Raw genomic sequence first — 16,444 nt, forward strand, 5'->3', positions numbered from 1 at the left:
AGCTGTTCGTTAAGTCCGCTATGCAGCGCCAGCAAGGCCTCACCCTGTTGGAGCTGTTGGTGGTGCTAGCCATCATCGGCTTCAGCGTGGCGGGTGTGAGCTTGTCGCTGCGCGACAGCAATCAAACCCAACTTGAGCGCGAAGCGCAGCGATTAGTGGCCGTCTTAGAAGCTGCCCGTGCGCAATCGCGTACCAGTGGTGTGGCTTTGATTTGGCAGCCCACGGCAGAGGGCTTTGTCATTCGACCCGCAATTGCGCCAAACCAAGCACTGAGTAACTCCGCCAGCCCCATTGCGACACGGACAGAAACATGGCTGACCGCTGGCACACAAGCGGCGATCAACACTGCCACGCGAACCAACTTGGTGGTGCTCGGCCCTGAACCCATCCTCGCACCGGCTCGCATCACGCTGAGCGTGGCAACAAGCAACAGCGCCAAGCCATTCCCCACGCTGAGCATTGGCACAGACGGGCTGCGCCCCTTTCAGGTCGTGCCATGAGCTTGCAAAACACACAACGCACACCCGCTGTCACGCCCCGCCAAAGCTCACGCGGTTTCACCTTGATTGAGGTGTTGGTGGCACTCGCCATCGTGTCCATCGCGCTGATGAGTGGGCTCAAAGTCAGCGGTGCCCTCACGCGCAACGCACAGCGCCAAGCCGATGTGTTGCTGGCACAAATTTGCGCTGACAACGCACTCAACCAACTGCGCCTCTCGCAGCAACTGCCAGGCGTGGGTGACTCGCGTGTGCCCTGCCCGCAAGCCGAGCGTAACTTTGAAGTGGCGCTGACCGTGCGCACCACGCCCAACCCCGCGTTTCGCCGTGTCGATGCGCAAGTGTTTGACGCAGCCACGCCCGTGCTCAACATCACCACCGTGTTGGGGCGTTACTGATGACAAACGCCAAGGGCCAACGCGGCTTCACACTCATCGAGCTACTCATCGCCATCACCCTCATGGCGGTGCTGGCGGGCTTGAGCTGGCGTGGGCTTGACAGCCTCATGCGCAGCCGTGACATCACACAAGTGCAGGTCGACAAAACCGCGGTGTTGCAAACCGTGCTCGCGCAATGGCAGGCCGACCTCAACGCCGTGCAACCCGTGCCCAGCATCACCGATGCAGGTGTGCTGTGGGATGGCCGCACGCTACGCCTCACCCGCCGTGCCACGGCTTGGCGCGCCGATGGTGCAGACGCGGGTCTGTGGGTGGTGGCATGGACACTGCGCGGCAACCAATGGCTGCGTTGGCAATCAGCCCCCTTGCAAACGCGTGCGGCTTTGCAGCAAGCATGGGCCAACGCTGAGCGCTGGGGACAAAACCCAAGCGCCGATGACGCCGCGTTTGAAACTTCGCTGATCCCGCTGGACACTTGGCAACTCACCTACTTCCGCGGCAACGCTTGGACCAATCCACTCTCCAGCGCTGGCAACAGCGATACAAACAACAACGCGGTGGGCGGCACGCCGCAAACCAACAGCACTGGCCAAGGCGCACTGCCCGACGCCATCCGCCTGCAAATCGACCTCCCCGCTAGCACAGGCGTGCGTGGCCGCATCACCCTTAACTGGGTGCGCCCCAACTTCAGCAACACCAAGACATGAAGCACGCGGCACCCCCCTCACAACGCGGCGCAGCCTTGCTGGCAGCCATGCTCACCGTGGCACTGGTGGCCACGTTTACCGCGGGTGCGTTGTGGCAACAATGGAAATCCATCGAGGTAGAAGGCGCGGAACGCCAACGCACGCAAGCACGCTGGTTGCTGACGGGTGCACTGGACTGGGCCCGCGTCATCCTGCGCGAAGACGCGCGAGCGGGCGATGCCAGCGCACCCACCGACCACTTGGCCGAGCCTTGGGCCGTGCCACTGCAAGAAGCGCGTTTGTCTAGCTTCTTAGCGGCGTTACCCGATGGCACAGGCAACACCATCGACGATGAAAAATTTGCACGCCAAGTGCTTTTGTCGGGTGCTGTGAGCGATCTGCAAGGCCGCCTCAACGTGACCAATTTGCTGCAAGGCGAACAGCTCGATGGGAAAATCGTGCTCGCGTTTGAGCGCTTGTTTGACGCACTGGGCGTCCCACCCGCGCAGCTCAGCTTACTCACCCAAGGTCTGCTGGCGGCACAAAAGCAAAACAGCAATTCACCTTTGATGCCCCAACGCGTGGGCCAACTCAGCTGGTTCGGATTGACACCTCAAGCCTTGCAAACCCTAAGGCCCCACATCACCGTGCTGCCCAATCGCACGACCGTCAACATCAACACCGCCAGTATGCAAGTGCTGTACGCCAGCGTGCCAGGCCTGAGCCTGTCTGACGCACAACGCTTGGTACAACAGCGCGAGCGGCAACACTGGGTCAGCATCGACGCGTTTCAAAAAGCACTGGGCCGCACCGTCAGCTTGAGCGACACACACAGCGTCAACACCCGTTACTTTGAAGTGCTGGGCCGCCTTCGGATGCCGCAAACCATGCTGCAAGAGCGCTCTTTGGTGCAGCGCGAAGGCCAAGATTTAAAGGTGCTTTGGCGCGAGTCTGGCTCTCTACAATGACAAATCCATGCTGATCATCGCGCTCCCCCACTCTGCACACGCCACCACTGGCTATGCCCACGTTCACTCAGACGGACATACAGTGTTGCGCAGCGCCACGGGGGCCGCGGCCACGCTGTCTGCGCACGCGGGCGAAGTGGTGGCCGTGGTGCCACACAGCCGCTTGGCCTGGCTCCGCGTGCAACTGCCACCTGCCAGCCACGGCCCGCGTTTGCAAAGCGTGTTGCATGGCTTGTTGGAAGACCGCTTGCTCGACGAGCCGCAACAACTGCACCTCGTGCTTGCCCCAGACACTGAACAGATCGCACGCAGCGGTGGTGAAACCTTGGTGGCCGTGTGCGACAAGCAATGGCTGCGCGATGCCCTCGCCCCCTTGCAAGCCGCGGGCTTGAGGGTGCAACGCATCGCCCCCGAGCTGTCACCCAGCGAAACACCTGTGTTGCAGGTCATGGGCGACCCCGACCATTCACAAAGCCTGCTGTGCCACGCACACGGCGTGACCCTGCTGCCTCCCAACACTGCCCAGTGGCGCGCGTTTACCGAGCTGAGCCAAGACAATTTACAAGTTCAAGCCGAGCCCGCCATGGTGGCGCGCGTGCAAAGCACCTTGCAACGCCAACCCATGCTGCAAAGCGCGGCGCAGCGCTGGGTCAAGTCCAGCCAGTCGGATTGGGATTTGGCACAAGGTGAATGGGCACAAGGCCGCACACAACGCTTGCAGCGCCAAGCGCTGGCCGCATTGCAAACCGTGCTGCATGCCCCTGCATGGCAACCTGTGCGCTGGGGCCTGGTGGCGCTGATCGCGTTGCAAGTGCTGGGGCTCAATGCACTGGCTTGGCGCGAACGCAGCGCTTTGAACGCGCAACAAGCCTCGCTGCAAAACATCTTGAAAACCACATTCCCATCTGTGACCTTGGTCATCGACGCGCCGCTGCAAATGCAACGCGAGGTGGATGTGTTGCAACAAAAATCAGGCGCGGCTTCTAGCACTGACCTAGAACCTTTGCTCGCTGCATTTGCAGGTGTGCTGGCCGCAGGACAAACACCACAGCAAATTCACTTTGCCAACCATGCGCTGCGCGTACAAGGCGTGGCGCTCGACAGCAACGCGGCGGGCATGGCGCGCCTCAAAGCTCAAGGCTTGAGCCTGCGCCAAGACGGCAACGACACCTGGGTGTTGCAAGCGGAGGGCGTGAAATGAAAGAACTTCGCGCACAAGCACAAGCCCGCTGGCAAGCTTTGAGCCCGCGTGAACAACGTAGCGTCTCTGTGTTGGGTGCCTTGCTAGGTGTGCTGTTGTTCTGGTCCATCGCCATTGCCCCCGCACTCAACACCTTGCGCGACAGCGATAACCGTCGCACGCAAATCGGCCAACAACAAGCACTCATGCTGGCCTTGCAAGCGCAGTCACAAGCGATCAAAGCACGCACCCCCCTCTCGCGCGACGAAGCTCTGCGTAATTTGCAAAACCTCACCTCTGGCACGCAAATACAACTCAACGTGCAAGGTGACCGCGTGACCGTGCAACTCAAAGCAGTGCCGGCCCCCGCCTTGGCGAACTGGTTGGCACAAGCACGCAGCCAAGCACAGACCTTGCCCTTGGAAGCGCACCTGGCACGCAACACCAACGGCACAGCAAGCACAACGCCCCCTACAACGCCTGTTAGCAATGCGAATGTCGTGGTGTGGGACGGCAACCTCGTGTTGAGCCTACCCAACCGTGGCGCAACGGCCAACTAAAACCACACCATGCAACGCCATCCAGCCCTCGCCCCCAACACCAGCCGACGCTGGGCTTGGACAGGTGCGGGTTTGGGCTTAGCGCTGGCCTTCATCACCCAAGCCCCTGCGCATTGGGTGACGCACGCCATTGAGCAAGCCAGCGGTGAGCGCGTGTTGTTGCCCGACGCACAAGGCACCGTGTGGAATGGTTCGGCGCAATGGGTGCTCAACGAAGGCCCGCTCAACATCGGGACCGCTGCCAACATGGCGCGCCCCGCCAACACCACCTCATTGCCCACGCGCGTGACGTGGCAACTTGGCCCTCGTCTCGATTGGGCCAACTGGCGCCCCACCCTCAGCGCCACCGTGGCCTCTGCGTGTTGCACACCACAACCCGTGCGTGTGGATGTCTCACCCATGTGGCGCGGCGTGCGCGTGCAGGTCAGCGACCACACGTCCAACTGGCCCGCCAGCTGGCTGGTGGGTTTGGGTGCGCCATGGAACACCATTCAGCCCGAAGGCCAAATGCAACTGCACACCACGCAGCTGCAATGGTCCCAGCAAGCGGGCTCGGAACAATTACAAGGTCAAGCTGAGCTGCAACTGCAACAGCTGTCAACGCGCTTGTCTACGCTGCGCCCCTTGGGCACTTACCGTGTTCGCGTGCAAGGCGGTGAGGGCGTGGCACTGACGCTGGACACACTGGAAGGCAGCTTGCTCTTGCAGGGCACGGGCCAACTACACAATGGGCGCATGCGCTTCAATGGCGAGGCAAGCGCCGCGCCTGATGCAGAAGCAGCGCTCTCTAATTTATTGAACATCCTTGGCCAGCGCCAAGGTGCCAAGTCGATTTTGAAAATGGGTTAACGCGTATGGCTAAGCAACACACTTATCTCCAACCCTCTGCTTTGGCGCTTGCCATTCATCTGAGCCTAGGTTTGAGCCTCGCACCTGCGTTACTCGGCGTGTCACCCGCACACGCTGCGCCGCCTACCAAAAAAGCCACCGCACAACAGCAGCCCATCACACTCAACTTTGTAAATGCTGAGATTGAGTCTGTGGCACGCACCTTGGCCACGCTCTCCAATCGCAACTTGGTGGTGGACCCACGCGTCAAAGGCACGATCAACCTCACCACCGAGTTGCCGGTCTCACCCAACGAAGCATGGAGCCAGTTTTTGTCAGCCTTGCGCTTGCAAGGCTTTGCCATGGTCGAGACCAAGGGCCTCTACAAAATCGTGCCCGAGGCCGACGCCAAGCTGCAAGGCGGCAATGTGCAAGAAATTCAAAATGGCATCGGCGGCTCAGGCAGCGGCCAAATCGTCACGCACATCTTCAAGCTCAACTTTGAGCAAGCCAACAACTTGGTGCCCGTGTTGCGCCCGCTCATCAGCCCCAACAACACCATCAACGTCAACCCCGGCAACAACTCCATCATCATCACTGACTACGCCGACAACCTGCAGCGCATGGCCCGCATCATCGCCACGCTGGATGTGTCCAACGCCAGTGATGTGGAAGTGATCCAACTCAAGCACGCCATCGCGGTGGACTTGGCACCCTTGGTGTTGCGTTTGGTGGAATCGGGCAGCAACACTGCGCAAGCGCCCGCCACCCCAGGTCAAACCGGTGCCGAATACAAAACCACGCTGCTGGCTGAGCCACGCAGCAACACCCTCATCTTGCGTGCGGCCAACCCTGCACGCGTGGCCTTGGTCAAATCTTTGGTCGCCAAGCTGGATCAACCCGGTGGCACCAACCCCAGCGGCAACATCCATGTGGTGTATTTGAAAAATGCGGACGCCACCAAACTCGCCACCACTTTGCGTGCTGCGGTGAGCGGCCAAGCCACAGGCGGCACGGGTAGTTCATCACCGATGGGCACCGCTGCAGCCAACCCCACAGCAGCAACACCTGCATCTGCAACAGCCGGTAGCACCTTGGGCAGCACAGCCACTGTCAGTGGTTCTGCAACGGGCGGACAAATTCAAGCCGACACGGCCACCAACTCACTCATCATCACCGCGCCCGAGCCACAGTACCGCCAACTGCGTGCCGTGATTGACATGCTCGACCAACGTCGCGCGCAAGTGATGGTGGAGAGTTTGATTGCCGAAGTGAATGCCGACAAAGCGGCGCAAATGGGCATTCAGTGGCAAACCGCCACAGGCCAATCGGGCGGCAACATTGGCATCATTGGCACCAATTTCAATAACCCAATCAGCACGACGATTGGACAAGGCAACATCATCGGTGCCTCAGGCGGTGCAGCGGCACTCAGCGCATTGGGTGGTGGACTGAACATTGGAAACGCGAGACAAATCAATGGCACTTATGTGCTGAGCAGCTTGGCCACGTTCTTGCAACAAAACGGTGACGGCAATGTGCTGTCTACACCAACCTTGCTCACCATCGACAACGAAGAAGCCAAGATCGTCGTAGGTCAAAACGTACCTTTCGTCACAGGCCAGTACACCAACAACAACACGACCAACGGCTCGGTCAATCCGTTTCAAACCGTGGAACGCAAAGACGTGGGCTTGACCCTCAAGGTCAAACCACAAATCAGCGAGACCGGCACCGTCAAGCTCACCATCTTCCAAGAAGTGTCTAGCGTCGTGCCCAACTCTGTGGGTTCATCTACTGGCCTGATCACCAACAAGCGCAGCATCGAATCGAATGTGCTGGTTGACGATGGCTCCATCATCGTGCTGGGTGGTTTGTTATCCGACGAGTACTCTGGCGGTGCGAGTCAAGTGCCGTTGTTTGGCGATATCCCTGTCATTGGCTGGCTGTTCAAGAGCGAAAGCCGTACGCGAACCAAAAAAAACTTGATGGTGTTTTTGCGCCCAGTGGTCATGCGTGATGCGGCGGCTTCGGATGCGCTCAGCAACAACCGCTACCAACAAATGATGGGCATGCAACAAAACGCGCAGCCTGGCTTCAACCCCATCCTGGGCTCTGGCAATGCGCCTGTCTTGCCCCCCGCGCCCGTGCCTAAGCCCAAAGAAGAACCCAAGGCTTCTGGCAGCAGCCAAGCAGACACGCCTCAGTCTGCCGTGCCAGCCGCCACACCCGCCCAATAAACATGCGCCGCCCGCTGCCCTACGCCTTTGCCCGCACCCACCAGCTCTTGCTGGAGGACGATGGCCACACGCTCACGCTGTGGCACAGCGACGCGCCCGACCTGAGCGCATGGAGCGAGGTCACACGTCGCCACGCGGTGCAGTCGTTTGAATACACCGACAAAGCCACACTGGCCAAACGCATCAGCGAAGCCTACGCACAAGCCGACAGCAACGCCGCCGCCGTGGTGAGCGAAGTCGAGAGCGACGCCGACCTCACGCGCATGATGCAAGAGCTGCCCGCGGTGGAAGACTTGCTCGAAGCCGCAGACGACGCGCCCATCATCCGCATGCTCAACGCCTTGCTGACGCAAGCCGCACGTGATGGCGCAAGCGACATTCACATCGAACCGTACGAGCGCCACAGCAGCGTGCGCTTCCGTGTGGACGGCACACTGCGCGAAGTGGTGCAGCCCAACCGTGCCTTGCATGCGGCGCTGATTTCACGCCTCAAAATCATGGCCGAGCTAGACATTGCCGAAAAACGCTTACCTCAAGACGGCCGCATTTCGCTGCGCCTCGGCCAACGCGCGATTGACGTGCGTGTGTCCACCTTGCCCAGCGCACACGGCGAACGCGCCGTGCTGCGTTTGCTAGACAAAACCGAGAGCAAACTCACGCTGCAAGCCGTAGGCATGGAAGGCGAAACCCTGCGCCGCTTTGAGAGCTTGGTGAAGCAACCTCACGGCATCATCTTGGTCACCGGCCCTACGGGCTCGGGCAAAACCACCACGCTGTACGCCGCGTTGCAGGGGCTAGACGCCACACGCAACAACATCATGACGGTGGAAGATCCGATTGAATACGAGCTCGCCGGCGTGGGCCAAACGCAGGTCAACCCCAAGATTGATTTGGACTTTGCCAAGGCTCTGCGCGCCATCCTGCGCCAAGACCCAGACATCATCATGATTGGTGAAATTCGCGATTACGAAACCGCGCAAATTGCCATTCAAGCCTCGCTCACCGGCCACTTGGTGTTGGCCACGCTGCACACCAACGATGCCGCCAGCGCCATCACGCGATTGACCGACATGGGCGTGGAGCCCTTCTTACTCAGCTCGTCTTTGCTGGGTGTATTGGCACAACGCCTGTTGCGCAAAACGTGCACGCACTGTGCGGGCAAAGGTTGCGACGAGTGCGGCCAAAGCGGCTACCAAGGCCGCACCGGCATCTTTGAACTGCTCACCACCAACGACGACATTCGCGCCCTCATCCACAACCAAGCCAGTGAAGCGCAGCTGCGCGATGCAGCTTTGCGCAACGGCATGACGCTGATGCGTGACGATGGCGAACGTTTGGTGCGCCAAGGCATTTCCACCCGCGAAGAACTGATTCGCGTCACCCGCGACTAAGTCCCTGCGACCAAGCCCGATCCACCATGCCCGCCTATTCGTTTGAAGCCCTAGACGCCCAAGGCCAAACGCACCGTGGCGTGCTCGAGGCCGATACCGCGCGCACCGCACGCAGCCAGTTACGCGCGCAAGATTTGGTGCCGCTCAAAGTAGAACCCGTGCAGCGCTCGAGCAGCGGCTTGAACACCGTCATTTGGGAAAGCAAGGTTTTCAGCAGCACCGCGCTGGCCGTATGGACGCGCCAGCTCTCAGGTTTGGTCAACGCTGGCCTGCCACTCGAACGCGCACTGTCCGCCTTGAGCGACGAAGCCGAAACACCCCGCCAGCGCGACTTGGTGTCTGCCCTGCGCACCGAGGTGAATTCGGGCGCACCATTTGCCAAAGCGCTGAGTCAGCATCCGCGTGAGTTCAGCGCCATCTTCACCGCCGTGATTGGCGCAGGCGAGCAAAGCGGCCACTTAGGGCTGGTGCTCGAACGCTTGGCCGACGATTTGCAAGAGCAACAAAACTTGCGCGGCAAATTGTTGGCTGCAGGTCTGTACCCCGCCATCGTGTGCGTGGTGGCCTTGGTCATCGTGTTGTTCTTGCTGGCCTATGTGGTGCCGCAAGTGGCACAGGTGTTTGGCAGCAACCAGCAGCAACTCCCAGCACTCACCAGCTTCATGCTGGCCTTGAGCAGCTTTGTACAAAACTTTTGGTTGTGGGGCTTGGTGCTGGTTGCCTTGCTATCCGCTGGTGGCCATGTGGCCTTGAAACAAGCCGATGTGCGCTTGCGTTTTGATGCCATGTGGTTGCAATTGCCGCTCATTGGCCGCTTGGCCCGTGGCTACAACGCTGCACGCTTTGCCAGCACCTTGGCCATGCTGGCCACCGCAGGTGTGCCGATTTTGAAAGCCTTGCAAGCAGCAGCCGACACACTCAGCAACACAGCGCTTAAGCGCGATGCGCAAGACGCATTGGTGCTGGTGCGTGAAGGCGCACCGCTGGCATCGGCCTTGGCACAACACAAACGTTTCCCGCGCTTGCTGGTGATGTTCTCGCGCCTGGGCGAACAGACCGGCACACTGCCCACCATGCTGCAACGTGCCGCCGCACAGCTGAGCGAAGAAGTGCAACGCCGCGCTTTACAACTGGCGACGATTCTGGAGCCACTGCTCATCGTCGCGATGGGCGCGATGGTCATGCTGATTGTTTTAGCTGTCATGCTGCCAATCATTCAACTCAATCAGTGGGTGAGGTAATTCATGGGTGTTTCTTTAGACGGTAAGTTGGTCGTCGCCATCTCTTCGCGAGCGCTGTTTGACTTTGAAGAGGAAAACCAAGTCTTCGAACAAGGCGATGACCGCGCCTACATGAACTTGCAGCTCGACCGCCTAGAAACCCCCGCCAAACCCGGTGTGGCGTTTTCATTGGTGCAAAAGCTCTTGGCGTTCAACACCTCTGAGGCGCAACGCGTGGAAGTGGTCATCCTCTCGCGCAACGACCCCGTCAGCGGCATGCGCGTGTTCCGCTCGGCGCAGCACTACGGCTTACCCATTCAGCGCGGCAGCTTCACACGCGGGCAATCGCCTTGGCGCTATTTGCGCCCGCTCAACGCCAACTTATTTTTGTCCACGCATTTGTCGGATGTGCGCTCTGCACTCGATGCTGGCGTACCTGCCGCGCAGGTGTATCCGCACTCAGCGCACGCGTCTGAAGCCAACCCTCACGAAGTGCGCATTGCGTTTGACGGCGACGCGGTGTTGTTCAGCGACGAGGCCGAGCGTGTGTTTCAAACCCAAGGTTTGGACGCGTTTCAACAGCACGAAAAAACCAATGCCGCGCAGCCTTTGCCCGCTGGCCCGTTCAAACCATTGCTGCTAGCCCTGCAAGGCCTGCAGCGAGCAGGTACGCCGCACATGCGCATTCGCACCGCGCTGGTCACCGCACGCAGCGCGCCCGCGCACGAACGCGCCATTCGCACGCTGATGAACTGGAACATTGAAGTGGATGAAGCCATGTTCTTGGGTGGCCTTGAAAAAGGCGAGTTCTTGCGCGAGTTTGAACCCGACTTTTTCTTTGACGACCAAACCGGCCACATCGAGTCAGCCGCCCGTCACGTGCCCGCAGGCCATGTGGCCAGCGGCGTGCGCAACAGCAACACCGAAGTTTGAAAACACATGAACGCTTTTAAAACCGTCGCCAACAACGTGGCGACGAATTGGCAAAAAAGCCGCTTGCAACTCAGCCGTGTCTGGGCTTTGTCACTGCCCTATTTCAAGTCGGAAGAAAAATGGCGAGCCCGCTTGTTGCTGGCCGCTTGCGTGGGCTTGAACCTCGGCATGGTTTACATGATGGTTCTGTTCAACGACTGGAACCGCGTGTTTTATGACGCACTGCAAAACCGTGACGCCGCTGTGTTTTGGCATCAGCTCGGTGTATTCGCCATGCTGGCCACGTGTTTCATCATCGTGGCGGTGTATCGCTTCTACCTCACGCAGCTGCTGCAAGTGCGTTGGCGTGCGTGGATGACGCGCGACTACTTGCAACGCTGGCTCAAAGGCCATGTGTTTTATCAGCTGGAATTGCAGAGCAAGAACGGCACAGACAACCCAGACCAACGAATTCAAGAAGATGTGCAGCAGTTCACCGCGGACACGGTCAGCTTGTCACTCGGCTTGCTCGACGCATCGGTCACGCTGCTGAGCTTTGTGGGCATCTTGTGGGGCCTGTCTGGCGGCTTTAGTTTTGATGTGCTGGGCGAGACCTACAACATCCCAGGCTTCATGGTGTGGATGGCTTTGACCTACGCACTGGCGGGTAGCTTGATTGGTCATTTCATTGGCCGCTCGATGGCGTCACTCAACTTCACGCAGCAGCGACTTGAGGCAGACTTCCGTCACCACCTGATGCGCGTGCGCGAGTACAGCGAAGCCATTGCACTTGACCGTGGAGGCCGCGTGGAACGCTTGTCGCTGCAAGAGCGCTTTGCACTGGTGCTGGATAACTTCATGCGCTTGCTGCGCGTGCAAAAGCGCTACACCTGGTTCAACTCGGGCTATGGCCAAGCGGCGGTGGTGTTCCCCATGTTGGTGGCCTCACCGCGCTATTTCAGCGGGGCGATTCAGCTGGGTGAGTTGATGCAAATCTCTTCGGCATTTGGTCAAGTGCAAGAGTCGCTCAGCTGGTTCATCAGCAACTACAGCCGCTTGGCGTCGTGGCAAGCTACCACGCTGCGTTTGACAAGTTTTCAAGATCAGATGCTGGCCATCAAGGTGAACGAAGTCGCAGAACCCGCGGTTGCACCGCTGTCTTTCACGGGTGCGGCCCCCGTCACGCACACCGGCATCAACGCCCTGCACACCACACCCCTCACCATCTCGCTGCCCAATGGCGAGGTGTTGCTGGCCGACACATCGCTCAACGCCGCTGCTGGCGACACCGTGTTGATTCGCGGTCCATCGGGCTGCGGCAAATCCACCTTGCTGCGCGTGTTGGCAGGCATTTGGCCGCACGTCACCTCACCCACACATGACCGCCGTGGCGAGCCCATCACCTACGGCCCCGTGGTGTTGCCCGAACGAAGCGTGTTCATGCCGCAGCGCCCTTACTTCCCCGAAGGCACCTTGCGTCAAGCGCTGGCTTATCCAGACAGCGCCGAGCACTACACCGATGAAGCCTTGAAGAACGCGCTGTACGACGCACTGCTGCCTCACCTGGTGAACGACCTAGACGTGGCAGGCCAATGGACGCAACAGCTCTCAGGTGGCGAGCAACAACGCTTGGCTTTGGCGCGTGTGTTACTGAAGCGCCCACGTTGGGTGTTTGCTGACGAAGCCACCAGCGCACTCGACGAAGCAGCCGAGAAAACGCTGTACGAAAAGCTGTTGACGATGGTGCGCGAAGAAGGCGGTGGCTTGGTGTCTATCGCCCACCGTGCCAGCGTGGCCAGTTACCACGACACGGTGTGGCAGTTTGTGCCTGCGCCTGAAGGCAGCGCGGCCAAATTCATTCTTAACACTTAGGCCTTCCAGCGCTCCCAGCCCTTAGCGCGCAAATCACATGCAGGGCAGGTGCCACAGCCGTAGCCCCATGCATGGCGGTGCGTGCGGTCACCCATGTAGCAGGTGTGGGTGTGCTCGACGATGAGGTCCACTAACTGGTGGCCGCCATCGGCATAGGCTTTTTGGCCGAGGTCAAAGGCCAGTTGCCACGTTTGCGCTTTGTCGATCCACATCAAAGGTGTCTCAATCAACAAGCGGCGGTCCATGCCGAGCGACAACGCAATTTGCATGGCCTTCATGGTGTCATCGCGGCAATCGGGATAGCCCGAAAAATCGGTTTCGCACACGCCGGTGACGATGACATCCAAATCACGGCGATAGGCCAATGCAGCGGCGAGTGTGAGGAACAACAAGTTGCGTCCCGGCACAAAGGTGTTGGGCAAACCTGAGGCTTCCATCTTGAAAGCCATGTCGCGTGTGAGCGATGTTTCGCTCACTTGGCCCAACACGCCAAGGTCGAGCAAATGGTCTTCGCCCAACTTGTGTGCCCATTGTGGAAACTGCTCGCGCATTTGCGCCAACACTTGAATGCGGGCTTCTAGCTCCACCAAGTGGCGTTGGCGGTAGTCAAACGCCAAGGTCTCCACGCGCTCGTATTGCGCAAGCGCATGGGCCAAGCAGGTGGTGGAGTCTTGTCCGCCAGAGAACAAAACCAGGGCATTGCGGTGGATGGGGTGGCGAGCTTGCATAAACAATGAAGCGCAATTCAATGCGAAGAAGAGGAAGAAGGGGCTGCGTGCGACAGCTTGTCGGTCAACGCAATGGCCAAGGCGCTCAGCAAGAAGGTGATGTGGATGATGGTTTGCCACATCAAAACCTTCTCGTCATAGTTGGCCGCATTGATGAAAGTCTTGAGCAAATGGATGGATGAAATGCCAATGATGGCCATACCCAGCTTGACCTTCAACACCGAGGCATTCACATGGCTCAACCATTCCGGCTGATCCGGATGGTTTTCGAGGTACATGCGCGAGACAAAGGTTTCGTAGCCGCCCACGATGACCATGATGAGCAAATTTGAAATCATCACCACGTCAATCAAACCCAGCACTACCAGCATGGTGATGGACTCGCTCAGATGCGTGACGGTCATGCCGTTTTTGTAGCCAATGCTGGTGACCAAGGCATCCAGTGCCGCTTGGCTGCCAAACGCCGCCTCAATCAAATGCACCAACTCGACCCAAAAATGGAACACATACACGCCTTGCGCAGCAATGAGGCCCAAATACAAAGGCAGCTGCAACCAGCGGCTGGCAAAAATAAAACGGGGCAATGCAGGGGTTTGTTTCATACAGAACAATCTGGAGTGGAAGCACAAATTTTGCCTGAGCCCGCCTAAACTCTGACCATGCTTATACAAATTTTCTCCTTAGTTCTGCACTTCGCCGTTGGCCTGGTGGCTGGCACCTGTTTGCTGCGCATGTACATGCACTTGATGGGCATCAGCTTGTCGCGCAGCGGCGGTAGCCCACTGGCACCCTTTGTGTTCGCCATCTCCAATTGGATCGTGTTGCCTGTGCGCCGTTACGTGCCAGCACTGGGTCGCCTAGACACGGCGAGTCTGGTGGCTGCTTATGCGGTGCTGTTGGCCAAACACTCGCTGCTGTGGATCGTGGCGGGCGCCACGTCTGACTGGCTGGGTTTGTTTGTCAACGCGGGTTTTGAGTTGCTGAGCGTGATGTTGTCGAGCCTGATGTGGATGGTGATTGGCTACGCACTCATGTCATGGTTCAGCGCAGCTGCTGAAATTCGCTACCTGTTGGCGCAATTGATCGAGCCACTGCTCATCCCGATTCGCCGCGTGCTGCCACAGATGGGCGGGGTGGACTTGTCACCCATCGCGCTGTTGCTGTTGATTCAAATTGCTGAAATCGTGCTGCACGGCTTGCGTGCGCAAGTGGCTTTTTAAACGCATCCGAAAGAGGCTTGCATGTTGCTCAAACGTCCATGGCTGGTGATTGGTTTAGCCGCCGCCACCTTGCAACTGGCCTCTTTCAAAGTGGCCGCACAAAGCGCCGCTACGCCAGCTGTATTGCCAGCGGTAACCACCATCGCCGCGCTGGACGTGCCGCGTTACATGGGCACTTGGTATGAGATTGCCAAATTCCCCAACCGCTTCCAAGCCAAGTGTGTGGCCAACACGCGCGCGCAGTACTTGGCGCAAACCGATGGCTCGCTGCAAGTGCTCAACAGCTGTGCCACGGCTGACGGCAGCACCATTGACGCTCTGGGCAAAGCCATTCAAGTGGGTGCGGCCTCATCGCCTCAATTGCAAGTGCGTTTTGCGCCCGCCTGGCTGAGTTGGCTGCCACAGGTGTGGGGCGACTATTGGGTGATTGACCTCGATGCCGATTACCAACTGGCAGCCGTGAGTGACAGCAAGCGCGAGTACCTGTGGGTGTTGTCGCGCACACCGCAGGTCGATCCCAAAGCTTATGCAGCGCTGATCAACCGCCTGAAGGCTCAATACTTTGAGGTGCACAAACTCGAACGCACAGTTCAGGCGCCCGCCACACGCTAAAGAAACTGCGTGCGTTAGCCCTGGGTTTTTTGACGAATCTCGTACACGGTGAGCAGGCCTCCAGCGATGCCACTCAAGGCGATCAAAGCAATCCCCAGCAGCGACCCATGGTCTGGTACGTGGCCAAAGACCAACCAATCGCCCAACATGGCAAACGCAATTTGCGCATACATATAGGGCATCAAGGTACCGGCGGGCGAACGCTCAAACGCCAAGATCAGCAAGAAATGGCCAATGCAGCCAGACACGCCCATGAACACCAATTCCAGCAACACCTGCGTGTCGGTCACAGGCACCCAGAACCAATAGAGCGGCACGGAGGCCATCGCAGTACCGACCCACGTGGTGTAAAACTGGGTGGTCATCGCGTCTTCGGTGCGCGCCATCTTGCTGGTCAGCAATTGAAATGCCGCGTTCACAATGACCAAGGCAAGCGGAATGAGCAACGGCCAACCAAACACCTGCGTGCCGGGCCGCACGATGATGAGCGTGCCAATGAAGCCCGCGCACACCAAGATCACGCGCTGCGTGGACACATGCTCGCCCAACATGCGCGTGGCCAGCAGAGTGACCAACAAAGGCACCGTCATCACAATGGCCGTGAATTCACCCACAGGCATGAACTGCAAGCTCGCAAAAGCCAAGCCCGTGACAGAGACCAGCAACACACCCCGCGTGATGTGTTGACGCTGATTTTTGGTTTTAAAGACGTCCAAGCCTTTGATCGGCAACACCACGCCTGTGGTGAGCAAAGCCTGAAAAAAATAACGGGCCCACACTGCCATCAGCAACGGTACTTCTGTGGTCACCCGCTTGCTGGTGGTGTCCAGCGCTGCAAAGCACAGAACGGCGACCAGCAACAAACAAATGCCCATCCACGCGGTGTGCTTTTTTTGATGTGGCATCAGTACTTGGTTTTCGCGTGCCGCAAGTTGTTGCAGCGGTCGTGGCTGATGGCCAAGTTTTCTTGATGGCTGTTGCCGCCTTCGCTCAGCGGCTGAATGTGCTCTAGCGTGGCGTCGGCGTGCGCCACATGCTCCCCGCAGACCCAACACGGCACCACGCCATGCAATTGGCGCGATACCGTTTTGTAAATCTTGTCGCGGGTGAGCTTGAGCCGGCTCAAGGTGTT

General features: G+C 59.0%; 18 protein-coding genes. 14 read left to right on the plus strand and 4 right to left on the minus strand.

What is annotated here, in order from left to right; translation table 11 throughout:
- Positions 1-20 precede the first annotated feature (20 nt).
- The 12 genes from C5F52_RS01775 to C5F52_RS01830 are packed head-to-tail and all read left to right on the plus strand — an operon-like array spanning position 21 to position 12,752.
- Positions 21-500, plus strand: coding sequence for a prepilin-type N-terminal cleavage/methylation domain-containing protein (locus tag C5F52_RS01775; protein ID WP_104796605.1), 480 nt, complete (start codon positions 21-23; stop codon positions 498-500).
- On the plus strand, positions 497-895 hold the full coding sequence (gene gspI, locus C5F52_RS01780) for a type II secretion system minor pseudopilin GspI (protein ID WP_104796606.1): 399 nt from the start codon (positions 497-499) through the stop codon (positions 893-895). The genes C5F52_RS01775 and gspI overlap by 4 nt, the downstream gene beginning before the upstream one ends.
- A complete protein-coding gene (locus tag C5F52_RS01785) occupies positions 895-1,602 on the plus strand; it encodes a type II secretion system protein J (RefSeq protein WP_104796607.1) in 708 nt (235 codons plus the stop codon). The genes gspI and C5F52_RS01785 overlap by 1 nt, the downstream gene beginning before the upstream one ends.
- Positions 1,599-2,549 carry a type II secretion system minor pseudopilin GspK gene (gene gspK / locus C5F52_RS01790; RefSeq protein ID WP_104796608.1) on the plus strand — a complete coding sequence of 317 codons (951 nt, stop codon included), beginning with the start codon at positions 1,599-1,601 and terminating at the stop codon, positions 2,547-2,549. The genes C5F52_RS01785 and gspK overlap by 4 nt, the downstream gene beginning before the upstream one ends.
- 7 nt (positions 2,550-2,556) lie before the next feature.
- Positions 2,557-3,750 (plus strand): type II secretion system protein GspL, encoded by a 1,194-nt coding sequence (gene gspL, locus C5F52_RS01795; RefSeq protein WP_104796609.1) that lies wholly within the window; start codon positions 2,557-2,559, stop codon positions 3,748-3,750.
- Positions 3,747-4,289: a type II secretion system protein GspM gene (gene gspM, locus C5F52_RS01800; RefSeq protein ID WP_104796610.1), complete on the plus strand. Its 543-nt coding sequence runs from the start codon at positions 3,747-3,749 to the stop codon at positions 4,287-4,289. The genes gspL and gspM overlap by 4 nt, the downstream gene beginning before the upstream one ends.
- A gap of 9 nt (positions 4,290-4,298) precedes the next feature.
- Positions 4,299-5,138 (plus strand): type II secretion system protein N, encoded by an 840-nt coding sequence (gspN, locus tag C5F52_RS01805; protein ID WP_104796611.1) that lies wholly within the window; start codon positions 4,299-4,301, stop codon positions 5,136-5,138.
- 5 nt (positions 5,139-5,143) lie between these two features.
- Positions 5,144-7,357, plus strand: a complete 2,214-nt coding sequence (gene gspD, locus C5F52_RS01810) for a type II secretion system secretin GspD (protein WP_104796612.1) — start codon at positions 5,144-5,146, stop codon at positions 7,355-7,357.
- Positions 7,358-7,359: 2 nt separating this feature from the next.
- Positions 7,360-8,748, plus strand: coding sequence for a GspE/PulE family protein (locus tag C5F52_RS01815; protein ID WP_104796613.1), 1,389 nt, complete (start codon positions 7,360-7,362; stop codon positions 8,746-8,748).
- Between the two features lie 26 nt (positions 8,749-8,774).
- Positions 8,775-9,989 carry a type II secretion system inner membrane protein GspF gene (gene gspF, locus C5F52_RS01820; protein ID WP_104796614.1) on the plus strand — a complete coding sequence of 405 codons (1,215 nt, stop codon included), beginning with the start codon at positions 8,775-8,777 and terminating at the stop codon, positions 9,987-9,989.
- A 3-nt stretch (positions 9,990-9,992) separates the two neighbouring features.
- Positions 9,993-10,901, plus strand: a complete 909-nt coding sequence (locus C5F52_RS01825) for a 5'-nucleotidase (RefSeq protein ID WP_104796615.1) — start codon at positions 9,993-9,995, stop codon at positions 10,899-10,901.
- 6 nt (positions 10,902-10,907) lie between these two features.
- Positions 10,908-12,752 (plus strand): ABC transporter ATP-binding protein/permease, encoded by a 1,845-nt coding sequence (locus C5F52_RS01830; RefSeq protein WP_104796616.1) that lies wholly within the window; start codon positions 10,908-10,910, stop codon positions 12,750-12,752.
- On the opposite strand, the gene queC is transcribed toward C5F52_RS01830, so the two are convergent.
- Positions 12,749-13,462: a 7-cyano-7-deazaguanine synthase QueC gene (gene queC, locus C5F52_RS01835; protein WP_104797125.1), complete on the minus strand. Its 714-nt coding sequence runs from the start codon at positions 13,460-13,462 to the stop codon at positions 12,749-12,751. The two genes, C5F52_RS01830 and queC, sit on opposite strands and share 4 nt — an antisense overlap.
- 35 nt (positions 13,463-13,497) lie before the next feature.
- Positions 13,498-14,082 carry a TIGR00645 family protein gene (locus tag C5F52_RS01840; protein ID WP_104796617.1) on the minus strand — a complete coding sequence of 195 codons (585 nt, stop codon included), beginning with the start codon at positions 14,080-14,082 and terminating at the stop codon, positions 13,498-13,500.
- A gap of 57 nt (positions 14,083-14,139) precedes the next feature.
- Here C5F52_RS01840 and C5F52_RS01845 point away from each other — a divergent pair, with 57 nt between their 5' ends.
- Both C5F52_RS01845 and C5F52_RS01850 read left to right on the plus strand, forming a co-directional pair.
- Positions 14,140-14,700: a YggT family protein gene (locus C5F52_RS01845; RefSeq protein WP_104796618.1), complete on the plus strand. Its 561-nt coding sequence runs from the start codon at positions 14,140-14,142 to the stop codon at positions 14,698-14,700.
- A 21-nt stretch (positions 14,701-14,721) separates the two neighbouring features.
- On the plus strand, positions 14,722-15,312 hold the full coding sequence (locus C5F52_RS01850) for a lipocalin family protein (protein ID WP_104796619.1): 591 nt from the start codon (positions 14,722-14,724) through the stop codon (positions 15,310-15,312).
- A gap of 14 nt (positions 15,313-15,326) precedes the next feature.
- Here C5F52_RS01850 and C5F52_RS01855 read toward each other — a convergent pair whose 3' ends face one another.
- Both C5F52_RS01855 and C5F52_RS01860 read right to left on the minus strand, forming a co-directional pair.
- Positions 15,327-16,217, minus strand: coding sequence for a DMT family transporter (locus C5F52_RS01855; protein WP_104796620.1), 891 nt, complete (start codon positions 16,215-16,217; stop codon positions 15,327-15,329).
- On the minus strand, positions 16,217-16,438 hold the full coding sequence (locus C5F52_RS01860) for an HNH endonuclease (RefSeq protein ID WP_104796621.1): 222 nt from the start codon (positions 16,436-16,438) through the stop codon (positions 16,217-16,219). Before C5F52_RS01860 ends, C5F52_RS01855 begins: the two co-directional genes overlap by 1 nt.
- Positions 16,439-16,444: the final 6 nt, after the last annotated feature.

It is taken from the genome of Limnohabitans sp. TS-CS-82, assembly GCF_002943475.1.

Excerpts from the sequence above, each read along its gene's own strand:
- C5F52_RS01775 (WP_104796605.1), top strand. The coding sequence starts at position 21 with ATGCAGCGCCAGCAAGGCCTCACCCTGTTGGAGCTGTTGGTGGTGCTA.
- gspI (WP_104796606.1), top strand. The coding sequence starts at position 497 with ATGAGCTTGCAAAACACACAACGCACACCCGCTGTCACGCCCCGCCAA.
- C5F52_RS01785 (WP_104796607.1), top strand. The coding sequence starts at position 895 with ATGACAAACGCCAAGGGCCAACGCGGCTTCACACTCATCGAGCTACTC.
- gspK (WP_104796608.1), top strand. The coding sequence starts at position 1,599 with ATGAAGCACGCGGCACCCCCCTCACAACGCGGCGCAGCCTTGCTGGCA.
- gspL (WP_104796609.1), top strand. The coding sequence starts at position 2,557 with ATGCTGATCATCGCGCTCCCCCACTCTGCACACGCCACCACTGGCTAT.
- gspM (WP_104796610.1), top strand. The coding sequence starts at position 3,747 with ATGAAAGAACTTCGCGCACAAGCACAAGCCCGCTGGCAAGCTTTGAGC.
- gspN (WP_104796611.1), top strand. The coding sequence starts at position 4,299 with ATGCAACGCCATCCAGCCCTCGCCCCCAACACCAGCCGACGCTGGGCT.
- gspD (WP_104796612.1), top strand. The coding sequence starts at position 5,144 with ATGGCTAAGCAACACACTTATCTCCAACCCTCTGCTTTGGCGCTTGCC.
- C5F52_RS01815 (WP_104796613.1), top strand. The coding sequence starts at position 7,360 with ATGCGCCGCCCGCTGCCCTACGCCTTTGCCCGCACCCACCAGCTCTTG.
- gspF (WP_104796614.1), top strand. The coding sequence starts at position 8,775 with ATGCCCGCCTATTCGTTTGAAGCCCTAGACGCCCAAGGCCAAACGCAC.
- C5F52_RS01825 (WP_104796615.1), top strand. The coding sequence starts at position 9,993 with ATGGGTGTTTCTTTAGACGGTAAGTTGGTCGTCGCCATCTCTTCGCGA.
- C5F52_RS01830 (WP_104796616.1), top strand. The coding sequence starts at position 10,908 with ATGAACGCTTTTAAAACCGTCGCCAACAACGTGGCGACGAATTGGCAA.
- C5F52_RS01840 (WP_104796617.1), bottom strand. The coding sequence starts at position 14,082 with ATGAAACAAACCCCTGCATTGCCCCGTTTTATTTTTGCCAGCCGCTGG.
- C5F52_RS01845 (WP_104796618.1), top strand. The coding sequence starts at position 14,140 with ATGCTTATACAAATTTTCTCCTTAGTTCTGCACTTCGCCGTTGGCCTG.
- C5F52_RS01850 (WP_104796619.1), top strand. The coding sequence starts at position 14,722 with ATGTTGCTCAAACGTCCATGGCTGGTGATTGGTTTAGCCGCCGCCACC.
- C5F52_RS01855 (WP_104796620.1), bottom strand. The coding sequence starts at position 16,217 with ATGCCACATCAAAAAAAGCACACCGCGTGGATGGGCATTTGTTTGTTG.